Origin of the sequence: Streptomyces sp. NPDC013457 (assembly GCF_043089925.1) — a bacterium.
GTDB lineage: Bacteria > Actinomycetota > Actinomycetes > Streptomycetales > Streptomycetaceae > Streptomyces.
The window spans coordinates 156416-171256 of sequence record NZ_JBICBL010000001.1 but is presented as its reverse complement, the minus strand read 5'-3'; the positions used below and the strand labels follow the sequence as shown (position 1 = coordinate 171256).

The window sequence follows — 14841 nt, the reverse complement described above, 5'->3', positions numbered from 1 at the left end:
GGGGGACGGTCACCGCTCCGCCGCCTCCGCCTCGCCTCCGGTGGGGTGGGCGCGGAGGTACCCGACGACGGTGTTGCCCACGGCGACGAGCGGTACCGCCACGACGGCCCCGCCGATCCCGGCGACGGTGCCGCCCGTGGCGACGGCCAGGACGACGGCCAGCGGATGGACCCGGACGGCGCGGCCGAGGATGAACGGCTGGAGCACGTGCCCCTCGATCTGCTGCACCACGAGGACGACCATCAGTGCCATCAGCGCGGTGAAGACCCCCTCGGTGACGAGCGCGACGACGACCGCGAGGGCCCCGGAGACGACGGCACCGACGAGGGGCACGAAGGACGACAGGAAGATCACCACGCCGATGGGGACGGCCAGCGGTACGCCGAGGAAGTAGATGCCCAGGCCGATGAAGACCGCGTCGATCATGGCCACGATCATGGTGCCGCGCACGTACGCGGTCAGCGTCCGCCAGGCGCGCGGACCCGCGCCCGCGACGCCGGGGCGGGCTCCGGCGGGGACCAGCTTGAGGGTCCACCTCCAGATGCGCTTGCCGTCGTACAGCAGGAACAGGGTGGCGAACATGGCGAGCAGCAGGCCGGTGATCACCTCCACGAGCACGGTCACGCCCTGGAGGCCGGTGGACGCGAGTTCACTCGTGCTCGTGCCGATGCTGTCGCTCAAGTTGTCGGCGATGTCGTTGATCTGTTGCTCCGTGACGTGGAGCGGGCTGTCGATCAGCCACTGTTTGAGTTCGTCGATGCCCTCCTGAACGCGGTCGGAGAGGTCGCCGAGGTTGTCCAGCACCTGCCAGACGACGAACCATCCGACCAGTCCGAGCAGCACGAACCCGCACGTCGCCGTCAGCGCCGTGGCCGGCCCCCGGGGGAGGCCGCTCCGGTGCAGCCGGGCCACCGTCGGCTGGAGCAGAGCGGTGACCAGGAGCGCCACGACGAAGGCGAGCACGACCAGGCGTACCGCCCCGATGACCCGCATGAGCACCCAGAGGGTGGCGGCGAGCACCAGGAACCGCCAGCCTGCCTCCGCGGCCACCCGCACCGGCCACGGCACCGACGCCGCCGGCCCCCGTGCCGGGGGATCGCCCTCGCGCCCTTCCGGAGGAAGTGATTCCTCCCATGCCCTTTGGTCCTCCGCGTCCCGCTCGGCCTGCAGCCGCGCCCGACGCTCGCGGAGCGCCGCGGCACTCTCCTTCACGCGCCCGGGCCACCGGCGCAGGCGGGGCAGTCGAGGTCGGTCCACCGAGGAGACCCTCCAAGTCGCTTCCCAAGTCGGACGAGACTCCCCCCAGGCTGGCGCGTGCGCAGCCGTCCGGCACCCCGGGCGGGCGCCGCGTAACCCGACTCGGGGGCGTCCCGGGCCAGGGACGCCCCCGGGGAAACCGCCGCCGGGCACCCATACGGCGGCCGGATGGGGGTAGGCGCCGTTCGTGGGTGACGGGACATCTGCCCTGTCGCCCGCGGGTGTCGGCCGACTCGCCGGGAGTCCGGCCCCTCCAGAGACTGAGGTAAGCCATGATCCTTGTCGGAGTCATCCTGCTCATCATCGGACTCGTCGCCGGGATATCGATCCTGTGGACCATCGGGATGATCCTGGTCCTCATCGGCGCCGTCCTGTGGGTCCTCGGAGCCGTGGGACACGCGGTAGGCGGTCGGCGTCACTACTGGTAGACGCCACGACCGGTAGCACCTGCGCCCAGCAGGTAAGGAGGAGACAGGTCATGCGCGCACTGACGTGGCAGGGAACGCGGGACGTCCGCGTGGAGTCGGTGGCCGATCCCGCGATCAAGGATCCCTCGGATGTCGTCGTCAAAGTGACCTCGACCGGTATCTGCGGCTCCGACCTGCACCTGTACAACCTGCTGGGCGCCTATCTGGAGCCCGGTGACATCCTCGGGCACGAGGCGATGGGCCTGGTCGAGGCGGTCGGACCGGAGGTGTCCACGCTCTCGACCGGGGACCGGGTCGTCGTCCCGTTCAACGTGTCCTGCGGACAGTGCTTCATGTGCGACCAGGGTCTGCACTCCCAGTGCGAGACGACTCAGGTGCGTGAGTACGACAAGGGCGCGTCGCTGTTCGGCTACACGAAGCTGTACGGACAGGTCCCGGGCGGTCAGGCCGAGTACCTGCGCGTGCCCTTCGGCGACACACTGCCCGTCAAGGTTCCGAAGGGACCGCCCGACGAGCGGTTCGTCTACCTCTCCGACGTACTGCCGACGGCCTGGCAGGCCGTCGAGTACGCCGACATCCCGCCGGGCGGTTCCGTAGCGGTGCTCGGGCTCGGGCCGATCGGCCTGATGGCCGCCCGCATCGCGCTGCACCGCGGCGCCCGGCTCGTCATCGGAGTCGACCTCGTCCCCGCCCGTCTCCAGCGGGCGAGAGAGGCCGGCGTGCGCACGCTCGACCTCACCGGCCACGGAAAGCGCCTCGTCGCCGAGGTGCGGAACCTGACGGACGGACGGGGGACCGACTCGGTCATCGACGCGGTGGGCATGGAAGCCCACGGAGCGCCGCTGGCCGCGGCCGCGCAACGCGTCACGGCACTGCTGCCGGACGCCCTCGCCCGTCCCCTCATGGAGCATGCCGGAGTCGACCGCCTGGCCGCTCTGCACACGGCGATCGACCTGGTACGGCGCGGCGGCACGGTCTCCGTCTCCGGCGTCTACGGAGGGGCCGCGGACCCCATGCCCCTGCTGACCATGTTCGACAAGCAGATCCAGCTGCGCATGGGGCAGGCCAACGTCCGGGCCTGGGTGGACGACATCCTGCCCCTGCTCGACGACAGCGATCCGCTGGGAGTGGAAGGCTTCGCCACGCACGTGCTGCCCCTCGAAGAGGCGCCGCGCGCCTACGCCATGTTCCAGGCGAAGGAAGACGGCATGATCAAGACGCTGCTCCGCCCGTAAGCGGGAGTCAACGGGTTTCGAGGTGGCGAATCCGGCAAGCCGCGCCATATGGTACGCATCGGCTACACCATGATGACCGAGCAGGCAGGGCCCAGGGAGCTGGTGTCCCACGTCGTCGGGGCGGAGCGCGCGGGCTTCGACTTCTCCGTGATCTCCGACCACTCCTTCCCCTGGCTCGACTCCCAGGGGCACGCGCCGTACGCGTGGAGCGTCCTGGGAGCGGCGGCGCAGGCGACCTCGCGCATCCCGCTGATGACGTTCGTGACGTGCCCGACCTTCCGCTACCACCCCGCGGTGATCGCGCAGAAGGCCGCGACGATGCAGCTCCTCAGCGGCGGCCGCTTCCGGCTCGGCCTCGGTTCCGGGGAGAACCTGAACGAACACATCGTCGGATCCGGCTGGCCGGCCGCCCACGTCCGCCTGGAGATGCTGGACGAGGCCGTCGGCATCATCCGCGACCTCTTCGACGGCGGCTACGTCACGCATCACGGCACGCACTTCGACGTCGAGAACGCCAGACTCTGGGACCTCCCCTCCACCCCGCCTCCTCTCGGCATCGCCGTGTCCGGGGAGCGGTCCTGCGAGATCGCGGGTCGCCGCGCGGACGTGCTGGTCTCCACCGAGCCGAAGGGCGGCCTGATCAAGGCGTTCGCGGAGCACGGCGGCGCCGGCAAACCGTGCGTCGGCCAACTCCCGGTCTGCTATGACCCCGACCGCGCTTCGGCCGTCGCCCGGGCGCACGAGCAGTTCCGCTGGGCCCTCGGTGGCTGGGAGGTCAACGCCGAGCTGCCGGGCCCGAAGGGCTTCGCCGCTGCCACCGCCCACACCCGCCCCGAGGACGTCGCCGAGGCCGTCCCCTGCGGCGACGACGTGGACTCCTTCGTCGAGGCGGTCCGGCCCTACGCCGAGGCGGGATTCACCGAGGTGGCCCTCGTCCAGATCGGGGGCGACCACCAGGAACCCTTCCTGGACTGGGCGGAGACCGAGCTGCTGCCCGCACTGCGGGAGCTGTGAGGGAGCCGAGGACGCCTGAACCGGGCCGGTCCCGGGTCAGGCGTCCGGCCGGCCGCCGGGCAGGACGTCTGCCCGGCGGCCGGTGGGCTCAGGCCGCCGCTGGGGTGTAGTGGGCGGCGTCGTCGCCCTCGATCACCCGGCTGAGCGTTCCGTCGACACCGGCCGGGACGTCGCCCGCGACGGTCACGCGGTGCAGCAGGCGCGGCAGGTCGCCGTAGTCGTCGGGGGCGTAGTGCTGGGTGATCCGGTTGTCGAACAGGACGAGGTCGCCCGGCTGCCAGGCCACGCGCACGATGTTCTCGGGTCGCGTGACGTACGACTGGAAGAGGCGCAGCAGGTCGCGGGAGTCGGAGGGGCCGAGGCCGACGATGCTCTGGGCGAAGCCGCCGATGAACAGCCCCCGTTCCCCGGTCTCGGGGTGGACCCGGACGACCGGGTGGGCGGTGCGGTACCGCCGGGAGACGAACTGCCTGCGGTGTTCGGCCGCCTTCTCGCTCTTCGGAGCGGCGTAGTCGTAGTCGTTGGTGTGCACCGCCCACAGCTTGTCGGCCAGCTCCCGCAGCGGCTGGGGCAGATCCGCGTAGGCGGCGCCGGAGTTGGCGATGAGGGTGTTGCCGCCGTAGGGGGGAACCACGATGCTGCGCAGCGTGGACGCCTTCGGCGGTGTGCGGACGAACGTGACGTCGGTGTGCCAGTGGTTGGCGCGGATGCCCTCGTCGCCGTCGACGGGCAGGATCTGGGGCCGGCCGTCGACGGACGGCACGGTCGGATGCGCGGTGGTGAGCTCGCCGAAGAGCGAGGCGAAGCGGAGCTGGCCCGCCTCGTCGAGCCGCTGGTCACGGAAGACGAGCGCCTTGTGCTCCAGGAGCGCGGAGTTGATCTCGGTGACGACGGCGGGGGCGAGTTCGGCGCCGAGGTCCACGCCGTGGATCTCCGCGCCGATACGGCCTCCGATCCTGCGGACGTCGAAGCCGGTGCTGGTGGTCATGGGAGGGATCCTTTCGAAGGCGGTCAGAAGGTGATGGACGGTGAGTGGCTAGGCGTCCCCGGCGTCCCCGGCGCCCCCCCCGGTGTCCCGGGCGTTCCGGGTGTTCGGGTCGTTCGGGTTGTTCCGGGCGTTCCGGTGGACGGGTGACAGCTCGAAGCGAGCCGGACGCGCGGCCGTGTCATGCGGGCCGCCGCCCTGCCGTCGCCGTCGCGGCGACAGCGGACGTCCGGTCGGCCGCCCTGCCGGCCGGGCGGGCGAGCCCGTAGTGCTCCCGCAGGGTGCGGCCGCCGTACTCGGTACGGAACAGGCCACGGCGCTGGAGGATCGGTACGACCTGGTCGACGAAGTCCTCCAGTCCGCTCGGCAGAAGAGGCGGCATGATGTTGAAGCCGTCGGCGGCGCCCTGGGTGAACCACTCCTGCAGCTCGTCGGCGATCTGCTCCGGAGTGCCGGCGAAGACACGGTGGCCGCGGCCGCCACCGAGGCGGGCGATGAGCTGGCGCACGGTCAGTCCGTCGCGGCGCGCGATGTCGGCCACGAGCGTGAAGCGGCTCTTGTTGCCGTTGATGTCCCGCTCCTCGGGCAGCTCGGGCAGCGGCCCGTCCAGCGCCACCCCCGTCAGGTCGGTGCCGAGCATCCCGGACAGCTGGGCGAGTCCGTACTCGGGGATCTGCAGCTCCGTGAGCTCCTGCTCCAGCGCACGTGCCTCGGCCTCGGTCGAGCCGATGACGGGCGCGATGCCCGGAAGGACCAGCAGCTGGTCCTCGCCGCGGCCATGGCGCGCGAGCCGGGACTTGAGGTCCTTGTAGAACGCCTGGCCGTCGGCGAGCGTCTGCTGGGCGGTGAAGACGGCCTCGGCGTACCGCGCGGCGAACTCCTTGCCGTCCTCCGACGAACCGGCCTGCACCAGCAGAGGGTGGCCCTGAGGACTACGAGGCACGTTCAGCGGCCCCTGCACCCCGAAGTGCTCCCCGCGGTGATCGATCGCCCGCACCCGGTCGGTGTCCGCGTAGACGCCCCGTTCGCGGTCGAGCAGGATCGCGTCGTCCTCCCAGCTGTCCCACAGTCTGGTGGCGACCTCGACGAACTCCCGGGCCCGCTCGTAGCGGAGCCGGTGCTCCAGGTGCTCCTCCTGGCCGAAGTTGCGGGCCTCGTTCACGGTGCCGGAAGTGACGATGTTCCAGCCGGCCCGGCCGCCGCTGATGTGGTCCAGGGAGGCGAACTTGCGGGCGATGTGGAACGGCTCGTTGAAGGTGGTGGAGACGGTGGCGATCAGTCCGACGTGCTCGGTGACCGCCGCCAGGGCCGACAGCAGGGTGAGCGGTTCGAAACCGCCGAGCGCGTTGTACCGGGCGTTCCCCCACAGGGCGAGCCCGTCGGCGAGGAAGACCGAGTCGAGCAGCCCGCGCTCGGCGGTCTGGGCGAGCTGCTGGAAGTAGCGCAGATCGGTGACCCGTTCGGGCTGGGTACGGGGGTGGCGCCAGGCGGCGTCGTGGTGGCCGGCGTTCATCAGGAAGGCGTTGAGATGGAGCGTGCGGGGGCTGGTCGCGGTCATGGGTTCCTCGGATCGGGGGCGGCGGAACGAGCGGGCGTTGTGAGGAGGGGCGGGCGTTGCGAGGAGGGGCGGGCCGGGGCGGGTCAGGCGGCGGATACGCGCCAGGAACTGAGCCGGCGCTCCAGGACGACCAGGAGCTGGTTGAAGGTCACGCCGATGGCGGAGATCGTGATGATTCCCGCGTACATCTGCGGGATCGCGAAGTTGTACTGCGAGGCGTTGATCAGATAGCCGAGCCCCGCCTTGGCCCCGATCATCTCGGCGGCGACGAGCACCAGGATCGACCCCGCTCCGGCGAGCCGGATGCCGGTGAACATCACGGGCACGGCGGACGGCAGGATGACCTTCTGGAAGAGCCGGGGTGCGGACAGGTCCATCGACTTCGCGAGCTTCAACAGTGTGGGGTCGACCGTGCGCACGGCGCTGATCGTGTTGAGCAGGATCGGCCAGGTGCACGCGTACACGACGATGGAGATCTTCGAGGTCTCCCCGATGCCCAGCAGCAGGACGAAGACCGGCAGCAGGGCCAGCGCGGCGGTGTTGCGGAACACCTCGAGCAGCGGGCCGAGCAGATCGGCGACGGGCCGGTACCAGCCGATCAGCAGCCCGAGGGGTACGGCGACGGCCACGGCCAGACCGAATCCGCTGAACGAGCGCACCAGGCTGGCGTAGGTGTTGTCGGCGAGCCGGCCGTCGGCCGCCAGCTCCCACCAGGCGACGAGCACCTCGCTGAACGGGGGCAGGAAGGTCCGGTCGACCAGCCCGAGCCGTGGCGCGGTCTCCCACAGCAACAGCAGGGCGACGATGGCCGCGGACCTGGTGACCCCGGTGGCCAGGAGGGACGCCAGCCGCCGGAGCACCGGGCGGACACTGGCCGCCCGGGAAGGGGCCCGGGGCGAGGGGTCAGACGACGCGTGCGTGACGGAAGGGGCGGGGGCGGGGGTGGCTTCGGCGAGGCTCGGCGGGGGCGGCGGGGGAGCCTTCTCGGCGGTGGTGCGGGTCGTCAGGCTCATGCGGATGCCTCCTGCTTCTCCAACTGCTGGGCCCTGGCCACCTCGTCGTGCAGCAGCGACCAGATCTCGTGGCGGTGGCGCGCGAACTCAGGAGCGGAACGGATGTCGTCCGTGTCGTCACGGGAGCCGAGCACGACCGGTACGACCTGCTTGATGCGGCCCGGCCTGGACGTCATGACGGCGACGCGCTGCCCCAGGTAGACGGCTTCGTCGATGCTGTGCGTGATGAAGACGACGGTCTTTCCGGTGCGCTGCCAGATGCGGAGCAGTTCGTCCTGCAACGACTCACGGGTCTGGGCGTCCAGCGCGCCGAAGGGCTCGTCCATGAGCAGCACGTCCGGGTCGTAGGCCAGGCTGCGGGCGATCGCCACCCGCTGCCGCATCCCGCCCGACAGCTCGTGCGGGTGCCGGTCCTCGAACCCGGAAAGGCCGACCAGATCCAGGAACTCCCGTGCCCGCGCGGCCCGTGCGCGGCGCGGTACGCCGGTCGCCTCCAGACCGAACTCGACGTTCCCCTGCGCGGTGCGCCAGGGCAGCAGCGCGTACTGCTGGAAGACGATGCCGCGGTTCAGGCCCGGGCCGGTGACCGGTGCGCCGTCCAGCAGGATCCGTCCGCCGGTGGGGCGGGTGAGGCCGCCGAGCATGTCGAGGAGCGTCGACTTGCCGCAGCCGCTCGGGCCCACCAGGGCGACGAACTCACCCGCCGCTATCTCCAGGTCGACGCCGTCGACGGCGGTGAACTCCCTGGACCCGCGTGTCCCCGAACCGCCCTTCGTGGTGGACTCCTTGACCGTGAAGACCCTCCGCACGTCCTCGAACACGATCTTGGGCGTCGTGGATGCCGGCATGGGATCAGCTCCCGCTCTTCGAGGCGGAGGGTGCCGGAGAGGTGCGCGCCGTGCTCGCCTCGGCGGCCTTGTTGAACTCATTGGTGTAGAGGTCCTCCACCGTGACCAGGTCCTTCGGGATGTCGCCGCGTTCGGCCAGCCAGTCGATCCACAGCTGGAGTTCCTTGCCGGTGATCCGGCCCGCCTGCTCGGCGACGCCCCAGGAACGCCAGTACTTGAGGGGCGTGGCGTCCTCGTTGCGTCCGCGCTTCTTCACGATGTCCGTCATCCGGGCGATGACCTCGGCGCGCGGAGTGGTGCGCGACCACTCGATGGCCCGCCCCACTGCGGTGACGAAGGTACGGGCCGTCCCGGGGTTCTGCTCGAGGAAGCGGTTCGTCATCACATAGGTGCCGGCACTGAACGCGCCGAGCAGTTCGAAGTCCGTGAAGAGCGGCCGGATTCCACCTGTCGCGAGGGCCTTGTCCCGCAGAATTCCGCCGAGTACGGCCACTCCGATCTGTTTCTGGCGCAGTGACTGCTCGGTGTTGACGGGAGGCACGACCAACGGCTCGACCTTGCCGATCTCCGCCTTGGACAGCCCGCCACGCTGGAGATAGATGTCGAGCATGGCCTCCGCGTGGGCTCCGAGGGTGTTCATCCCGACCTTCTGGCCGGTCAGATCGCGGGCGGAACGGATCGGGCTGTCCTCGAGGACGTAATAGCCGTTGTAGGCGTGCTGGTCGGCGCCGTAATAGCTGATGACAGCCTTGATGGGGGCCTTGTTCGCGGCCAGTTTGACGACCGCGCCGTTGAACGCGCCGCCGAAGTCCGTCTGTCCGGTGGCGGCGGACTGGATGTCCTGGGGGCCGCTGATCGTGTTGCCTACCCATTCCAGCCTGACGTCCTCGAGGTAGCCGAGGTCCTCGGCCAGCTCCGGCAAGGTGACCTGTCCCGCCCAGCCCTGGTACCGCAGCGTCCGGGTCCGGTCCTTTCCGGAGGTCCCCGCGGTCGTGCCGCAGCTCACCGCGACCGCGGAGAGTCCGAGCAGTGTGATGAACCGTCGTCGGGTCGATGTCGTCGTGGTCATGGACAGTCCTGTTCGCATTCGATGGAGCGGCTGGGTCGTGCTTCTGCCGACTTCTTCTGCGCATGGCGCGAGAACGCGCGTCGATACGGTTTCCCGGCCCGGAGCGGGCGTGTTTCAGGAAAGGGCGCGCCGGAATTCCGGACAGTGGAGGGGAAACCGCCCGAACGGCGGGAAGGGAAACGCGGCCGGAGAAATCCCTGCGGGAGTCCGGTCAATTACCGCGGACGCACGGAACGGCGTTCCGGGATGGGGCAAGGAGCAGGAGAAAGGCCTGCCGAGGGTCTATCGACCGACGGCACAGATGGCGCTGGCTTGACGTCGGAGATCGACGTGGAGCCGCGCGGCGAGGTTCTCGAAAGTGCTCACGGCCAAGAGACTTGCAGCGAAAACCGGACGCGTCAACGTCGCGTCCGGTTGCGTCTCGCATACTGAATCGACTGACATACGCGTGAAGCACGGCGTTCACAACCGGCTCGGTACGAGGCCCGGAAACAGACCTCCGCCCGGGCCCGGCGGGGCCTCCTGGTGGCGGTCGCACCGAGTCTTTCAGCGTGGCCTCCCAGGGAGGCTCGCCTTGGCGATGGGGTCGTGCGCCGTTTGGGGCCGGGGTTACGTCAAGGGCCGGCGCGCTGGTGGACGAGGTCTGCCGGCAGCACTCCGACCGCACCTCGGTGCGTCTTGGCGCATCAGCCCCAACTGTATGACCGACATCACCAAAGCGGCCCGCACCCTGGAGCGGCGAGGCTGAAAACGCTCACCGAATCAGGCCATCAGGACCGAGTCGTCCTCGGGGCGCGCACCGGGCAGGCGGTACCGGGCGGCGATCAGTGCCGCGTCCACATCACGTGTGCCGGTGGAGACACACAGCGTGTACGCGACGTCGTCAAGGCGCTGCCGTACCTCGGCGCCGCCGTTCTCCGCGTGCAGCACCTTCAGCGTCTCGTACTGCTCGATCAGATTGCTCAGCACCGCGGGATGGGCCATCAGCACAGTGGATCTCCCCTCGTCGTCAGGGCGTGACCGCCCGGTTCGCAGCGCCGGGTACCCCCGGTCCCGGGTTGTATGCGGGCCCTCGGATCGGCTCGTTCCAGCCGCTTGCCTCCCCACCGCTCTCTTTGTGACGATCACGGGGGAGTAGGGTCGTCATAATTGCCGTACGGCAACGGTCGAGGTCGGGGCCGTACGGGACGGGGTGCGGTCCTACCGTCGCCCGCGACCAGGTGTGGTCCCTGCGGGTACCCGGCGAGCGAACGAGGATGAGGCATGTCTGAGACGACGATCGAGGGCCCCTCGGCCGTGCCGCGGTCGGGACCCGCAGCGGTGGGGGAGTCCGAGCTGCGCCAGCTCCTGGACGGCCTCACCGCCGTCCGGGACGGAGACTTCGGTACCCGGCTGCCCGGCACGGCAGAGGGGCTGATGGGCGAGATCTCGAGTGTGTTCAACGGGATGGTCGACCAGCTCTCCCTGTTCACCTCCGAGGTGACCCGGGTCGCCCGGGAGGTGGGTACGGAGGGGACCCTCGGCGGGCAGGCCAAGGTGCCCGGGGTCTCCGGAACCTGGGCGGACCTGACCGAGTCCGTGAACGCGATGGCCGGCAACCTGACCACTCAGGTCCGTGACATCGCTCACGTCGCCACCGCCGTGGCCAAGGGCGACCTCTCCCAGAAGATCGACGTGGACGCCCGTGGCGAGATCCTGGAGCTGAAGAACACCATCAACACGATGGTGGACCAGCTCTCCTCCTTCGCCGACGAGGTCACCCGCATGGCCCGAGACGTCGGCACGGAGGGCATTCTCGGCGGTCAGGCGGACGTGAAGGGCGTCTCCGGAACGTGGCGCGATCTCACCGACTCCGTCAACTCCATGGCCGGCAACCTCACCGCGCAGGTGCGCTCCATCGCGCACGTCGCCACCGCCGTGGCCAAGGGCGACCTCTCCCAGAAGGTCGACGTGGACGCCCGTGGCGAGATCCGGGAGCTGAAGAACACCATCAACACGATGGTCGACCAGCTCTCGGCGTTCGCCGACGAGGTGAGCCGCGTCGCCCGGGAGGTCGGCACGGAGGGCAACCTGGGCGGCCAGGCCACCGTGCGGGGCGCCTCGGGCACCTGGGAGGACCTCACCGACAACGTCAACGTGATGGCGTCCAACCTCACCGGCCAGGTGCGCTCGATCGCCCAGGTCGCCACCGCCGTGGCCCGGGGCGATCTCTCCCGCCGGATCACCGTGGAGGCGAAGGGCGAGGTCGCCGCGCTCGCCGACACCATCAACACGATGGTGGACACGCTGTCGGCGTTCGCCGACGAGGTGACGCGAGTCGCGCGCGAGGTCGGCACCGAGGGCCGCCTCGGCGGACAGGCACGGGTGCCCAACGTGGCCGGCACGTGGAAGGACCTCACCGACAACGTCAACTCGATGGCGAACAACCTGACCGGCCAGGTCCGCAACATCGCCCAGGTCACCACCGCCGTCGCCAACGGCGACCTCTCGAAGAAGATCGACGTCGACGCGCGCGGCGAGATCCTGGAGCTGAAGACCACCATCAACACCATGGTCGACCAGCTCTCCTCGTTCGCGGCCGAGGTGACCCGGGTGGCCAGGGAGGTCGGCAGCGAGGGCCGTCTCGGCGGTCAGGCCGAGGTGGAGGGCGTCTCCGGCACCTGGAAGCGGCTGACCGAGAACGTCAACGAGCTCGCCGGGAACCTCACCCGCCAGGTCCGCGCCATCGCCGAGGTCGCGAGCGCGGTCGCCGAGGGCGATCTGACACGCTCCATCAACGTCGACGCCTCGGGCGAGGTGGCGGAGCTCAAGGACAACATCAACGCGATGGTCGGCTCGCTGCGCGAGACCACCCGGGCCAACCAGGAGCAGGACTGGCTCAAGTCCAGCCTCGCCCGGATCTCCGAGCTCATGCAGGGCCACCGCGACCTGGCCGTCGTCGCCGACCTCGTCATGGACGAGCTGACCCCGCTCGTCTCCGCCCAGTACGGTGCGTTCTACCTGGCGGAGGACGGCGCGGACGGCGTCGAGCTGGGACTCGTCGGGTCCTACGGGCTCCCCGCGGAGAACGCCGGCCGTGACCGCTTCCGGCTGGGCGAGTCCCTCGTCGGACAGGCCGCCGGCAGCCGACGGATCATCGCCGCCGAGAACGTACCCGGCGACTACGTGTACATCTCCTCAGGACTCGGCAGCACGGCACGGGCCAGCCTGATCGTGCTGCCGATCGTGGTCGAGGACCAGGTGCTCGGCGTCATCGAGCTGGCGTCCTTCTCGCCCTTCACCTCCGTGCACCGGGACTTCCTGGAGCAGCTCATGGAGACGGTGGGCGTCAACGTCAGCACCATCGTCGCCAACGCCCGGACCGACGAGCTGCTGGACGAGTCCCAGCGGCTGGCCGACGAACTGCGGGCACGTTCCGAGCAGCTGCAGGTCCAGCAGGACGAGTTGCAGCGGTCCAACGCGGAACTCGAGGAGAAGGCGGCCCTGCTCGCCTCGCAGAACCGGGACATCGAAGCCAAGAACCTGGAGATCGAGCAGGCCCGGCAGGAACTCGAGGACCGGGCCCAGCAGCTCTCCCTCGCCTCCAAGTACAAGTCCGAGTTCCTGGCCAACATGAGCCACGAACTGAGGACCCCGCTCAACAGCCTCCTGATCCTGGCCCAGCTGCTCGCCCAGAACCCGACCCGCAACCTCACGGCCAAGCAGGTCGAGTACGCGGGCATCATCCACTCGGCCGGATCCGATCTGCTCCAGCTGATCAACGACATCCTCGACCTCTCCAAGGTGGAGGCCGGGAAGATGGACCTCAACCCGGAACGCGTACAGCTGCGCCGGCTCCTCGACTACGTCGAGGCGACGTTCCGCCCGCTCACCACCCAGAAGAGCCTCGCGTTCACGGTCTCCACCGCGGCCGGCGTGCCCGTGGACCTGGTCACCGACGACTCCCGGCTGCGGCAGGTGCTGCGCAACCTGCTCTCGAACGCCGTCAAGTTCACCGAGCGCGGCGGCGTGGAGCTGTGCATCGAGCCGGCGTCGGACGACGAGCTGCCCGCGACGGTCCACCGCGGCGGCCCCGTGGTCGCCTTCCGGGTCCGGGACACCGGCATCGGAATCGAGTCCCAGCACCTGGAGGCCATCTTCGGCGCCTTCCGGCAGGCGGACGGCACCACCAACCGGAAGTACGGCGGCACCGGCCTCGGCCTGTCCATCAGCCGGGAGATCGCCTACCTGCTCGGCGGAGGCCTCACCGCGGCCAGCGAGCCCGGTGAGGGCAGCACCTTCACCCTCTATCTGCCGGTCGCCCGGGCCGACTTCAAGGAACAGTCCACACACGTCCAGGCCGCCGGTCCCGACGGCGACCCGGAACCCACGGCCTCCGGCGTAGCCGTACCCACCGGCCGTCCCGCGCTGCCGGTCGCCCCGCAGTCCCGGCACCCGCGGCAGCAGCCCCGGCGCCTCCTCGTGATCGAGGAGCGCCCGCGCGGACTGCTCTCGCTCGTCGCCGAGAACGCCGTCGCGGAGCTGACCGCCGGCCGGGGCCGCGGCGACCGGGAGGACCTGGAGGTCATCGCGGCCGTGGGGCCGGCGGAGGCCGCGGCGGCCCTCGCCGCCCAGCCGTTCCACTGCGTGGTGATCGAGGTCGACATGGCCGACGGCGAGGCGCTGCGCTTCCTGGACGCCATGGACGGGGACGCGGCCCTGCGCAACGTCCCCGTCCTCGCCCACAACAACCGCAGGCTCACCGACGCCCACGAGCGGGCCCTTCAGGAGCTGGCGGGCCGACGACCGCTGGAGCTGATCTCCAGCCTCGACGAACTGCGCGAGCGCATCGCCCTGCACCTGTCCGCGGACCAGCCGGGCGAGGTCGTGCCCCTGGTGCGCGGCGAGCACCGGCCGCCGGTTCCCCACACCATCGACTCCACCCTGCACGGCCGTACGGTGCTCGTGGTCGACGACGACGCCCGCAACCTCTACGCCCTCAGCGGCATCCTGGAGCTGCACGGCGTCAACGTCCTGCACGCCGAGAACGGGCGGGAGGGAATCGACGCCGTCACCGCGCACCCCGACATCGACCTGGTCCTGATGGACGTCATGATGCCGGAGATGGACGGCTACACGGCCACCTCCCGGATCCGGCAGATGCCGGCCCATGCCGACCTGCCCGTCATCGCGGTCACCGCCAAGGCCATGCCGGGGGACCGCGAGAAGAGCCTTGCCTCGGGCGCCAGCGACTACGTGACCAAGCCCGTCGACGCCGACGACCTCATCGCCTGCATCCGCCGGTGGCTCCACGACGGATAGCGCCACGGTTGCCCCGTCGGTCCGCCGGTACGCGCCACCGGCGCGTCCGTCGAGCCCATCCCGGCGGCGGAGCCTCCGCCCACCCCGATCCGTCCCGATCCGTCCCGCGGCCCAGCGCCGCCGTACTCGAGGA

11 protein-coding genes are annotated in these 14841 nt (G+C 70.3%); 4 read left to right on the top strand and 7 right to left on the bottom strand.

Annotated elements, in window-relative coordinates; translation table 11 throughout:
- Nucleotides 1-9: 9 nt before the first annotated feature.
- Nucleotides 10-1212 (bottom strand): AI-2E family transporter, encoded by a 1203-nt coding sequence (locus ACF1G2_RS00815; RefSeq protein WP_391796140.1) that lies wholly within the window; start codon nt 1210-1212, stop codon nt 10-12.
- 317 nt (nt 1213-1529) lie between these two features.
- Between ACF1G2_RS00815 and ACF1G2_RS00810 the strand changes: the two genes are divergently transcribed.
- The 3 genes from ACF1G2_RS00810 to ACF1G2_RS00800 are packed head-to-tail and all read left to right on the top strand — an operon-like array spanning nt 1530 to nt 3934.
- Nucleotides 1530-1685 carry a hypothetical protein gene (locus ACF1G2_RS00810; RefSeq protein ID WP_391796139.1) on the top strand — a complete coding sequence of 52 codons (156 nt, stop codon included), beginning with the start codon at nt 1530-1532 and terminating at the stop codon, nt 1683-1685.
- Nucleotides 1686-1735: 50 nt separating this feature from the next.
- A complete protein-coding gene (locus ACF1G2_RS00805) occupies nt 1736-2920 on the top strand; it encodes an alcohol dehydrogenase catalytic domain-containing protein (protein ID WP_391796138.1) in 1185 nt (394 codons plus the stop codon).
- Nucleotides 2921-2968: 48 nt separating this feature from the next.
- The gene (locus ACF1G2_RS00800) at nt 2969-3934 is read left to right on the top strand and encodes an LLM class F420-dependent oxidoreductase (protein ID WP_391796137.1); all 966 of its coding nucleotides are present in this window, start codon (nt 2969-2971) and stop codon (nt 3932-3934) included.
- An 88-nt stretch (nt 3935-4022) separates the two neighbouring features.
- On the opposite strand, the gene ACF1G2_RS00795 is transcribed toward ACF1G2_RS00800, so the two are convergent.
- The 6 genes from ACF1G2_RS00795 to ACF1G2_RS00770 form a co-directional block, all read right to left on the bottom strand.
- Nucleotides 4023-4922 carry a TauD/TfdA dioxygenase family protein gene (locus ACF1G2_RS00795; RefSeq protein WP_391796136.1) on the bottom strand — a complete coding sequence of 300 codons (900 nt, stop codon included), beginning with the start codon at nt 4920-4922 and terminating at the stop codon, nt 4023-4025.
- A gap of 178 nt (nt 4923-5100) precedes the next feature.
- The gene (locus ACF1G2_RS00790) at nt 5101-6477 is read right to left on the bottom strand and encodes an LLM class flavin-dependent oxidoreductase (protein ID WP_391796135.1); all 1377 of its coding nucleotides are present in this window, start codon (nt 6475-6477) and stop codon (nt 5101-5103) included.
- A gap of 83 nt (nt 6478-6560) precedes the next feature.
- Entirely contained in the window at nt 6561-7490 is a 930-nt protein-coding gene (locus tag ACF1G2_RS00785) for an ABC transporter permease (protein WP_391796134.1), read from the bottom strand.
- On the bottom strand, nt 7487-8338 hold the full coding sequence (locus tag ACF1G2_RS00780; protein WP_391796133.1) for an ABC transporter ATP-binding protein: 852 nt from the start codon (nt 8336-8338) through the stop codon (nt 7487-7489). The genes ACF1G2_RS00785 and ACF1G2_RS00780 overlap by 4 nt, the downstream gene beginning before the upstream one ends.
- A gap of 4 nt (nt 8339-8342) precedes the next feature.
- Nucleotides 8343-9407, bottom strand: coding sequence for an ABC transporter substrate-binding protein (locus tag ACF1G2_RS00775; protein WP_391796132.1), 1065 nt, complete (start codon nt 9405-9407; stop codon nt 8343-8345).
- A 762-nt stretch (nt 9408-10169) separates the two neighbouring features.
- The gene (locus tag ACF1G2_RS00770) at nt 10170-10397 is read right to left on the bottom strand and encodes a DUF5133 domain-containing protein (protein ID WP_391796131.1); all 228 of its coding nucleotides are present in this window, start codon (nt 10395-10397) and stop codon (nt 10170-10172) included.
- A gap of 273 nt (nt 10398-10670) precedes the next feature.
- On the opposite strand from ACF1G2_RS00770, the gene ACF1G2_RS00765 reads away from it, so the two are divergent.
- A complete protein-coding gene (locus ACF1G2_RS00765; RefSeq protein WP_391796130.1) occupies nt 10671-14708 on the top strand; it encodes a HAMP domain-containing protein in 4038 nt (1345 codons plus the stop codon).
- Nucleotides 14709-14841 lie beyond the last annotated feature (133 nt).

Bases quoted from the DNA above. Each gene is read 5' to 3' on its own strand.
- ACF1G2_RS00790 (WP_391796135.1), bottom strand. From the start codon at position 6,477: ATGACCGCGACCAGCCCCCGCACGCTCCATCTCAACGCCTTCCTGATG.
- ACF1G2_RS00800 (WP_391796137.1), top strand. From the start codon at position 2,969: ATGGTACGCATCGGCTACACCATGATGACCGAGCAGGCAGGGCCCAGG.
- ACF1G2_RS00780 (WP_391796133.1), bottom strand. From the start codon at position 8,338: ATGCCGGCATCCACGACGCCCAAGATCGTGTTCGAGGACGTGCGGAGG.
- ACF1G2_RS00765 (WP_391796130.1), top strand. From the start codon at position 10,671: ATGTCTGAGACGACGATCGAGGGCCCCTCGGCCGTGCCGCGGTCGGGA.
- ACF1G2_RS00810 (WP_391796139.1), top strand. From the start codon at position 1,530: ATGATCCTTGTCGGAGTCATCCTGCTCATCATCGGACTCGTCGCCGGG.
- ACF1G2_RS00795 (WP_391796136.1), bottom strand. From the start codon at position 4,922: ATGACCACCAGCACCGGCTTCGACGTCCGCAGGATCGGAGGCCGTATC.
- ACF1G2_RS00785 (WP_391796134.1), bottom strand. From the start codon at position 7,490: ATGAGCCTGACGACCCGCACCACCGCCGAGAAGGCTCCCCCGCCGCCC.
- ACF1G2_RS00805 (WP_391796138.1), top strand. From the start codon at position 1,736: ATGCGCGCACTGACGTGGCAGGGAACGCGGGACGTCCGCGTGGAGTCG.
- ACF1G2_RS00775 (WP_391796132.1), bottom strand. From the start codon at position 9,407: ATGACCACGACGACATCGACCCGACGACGGTTCATCACACTGCTCGGA.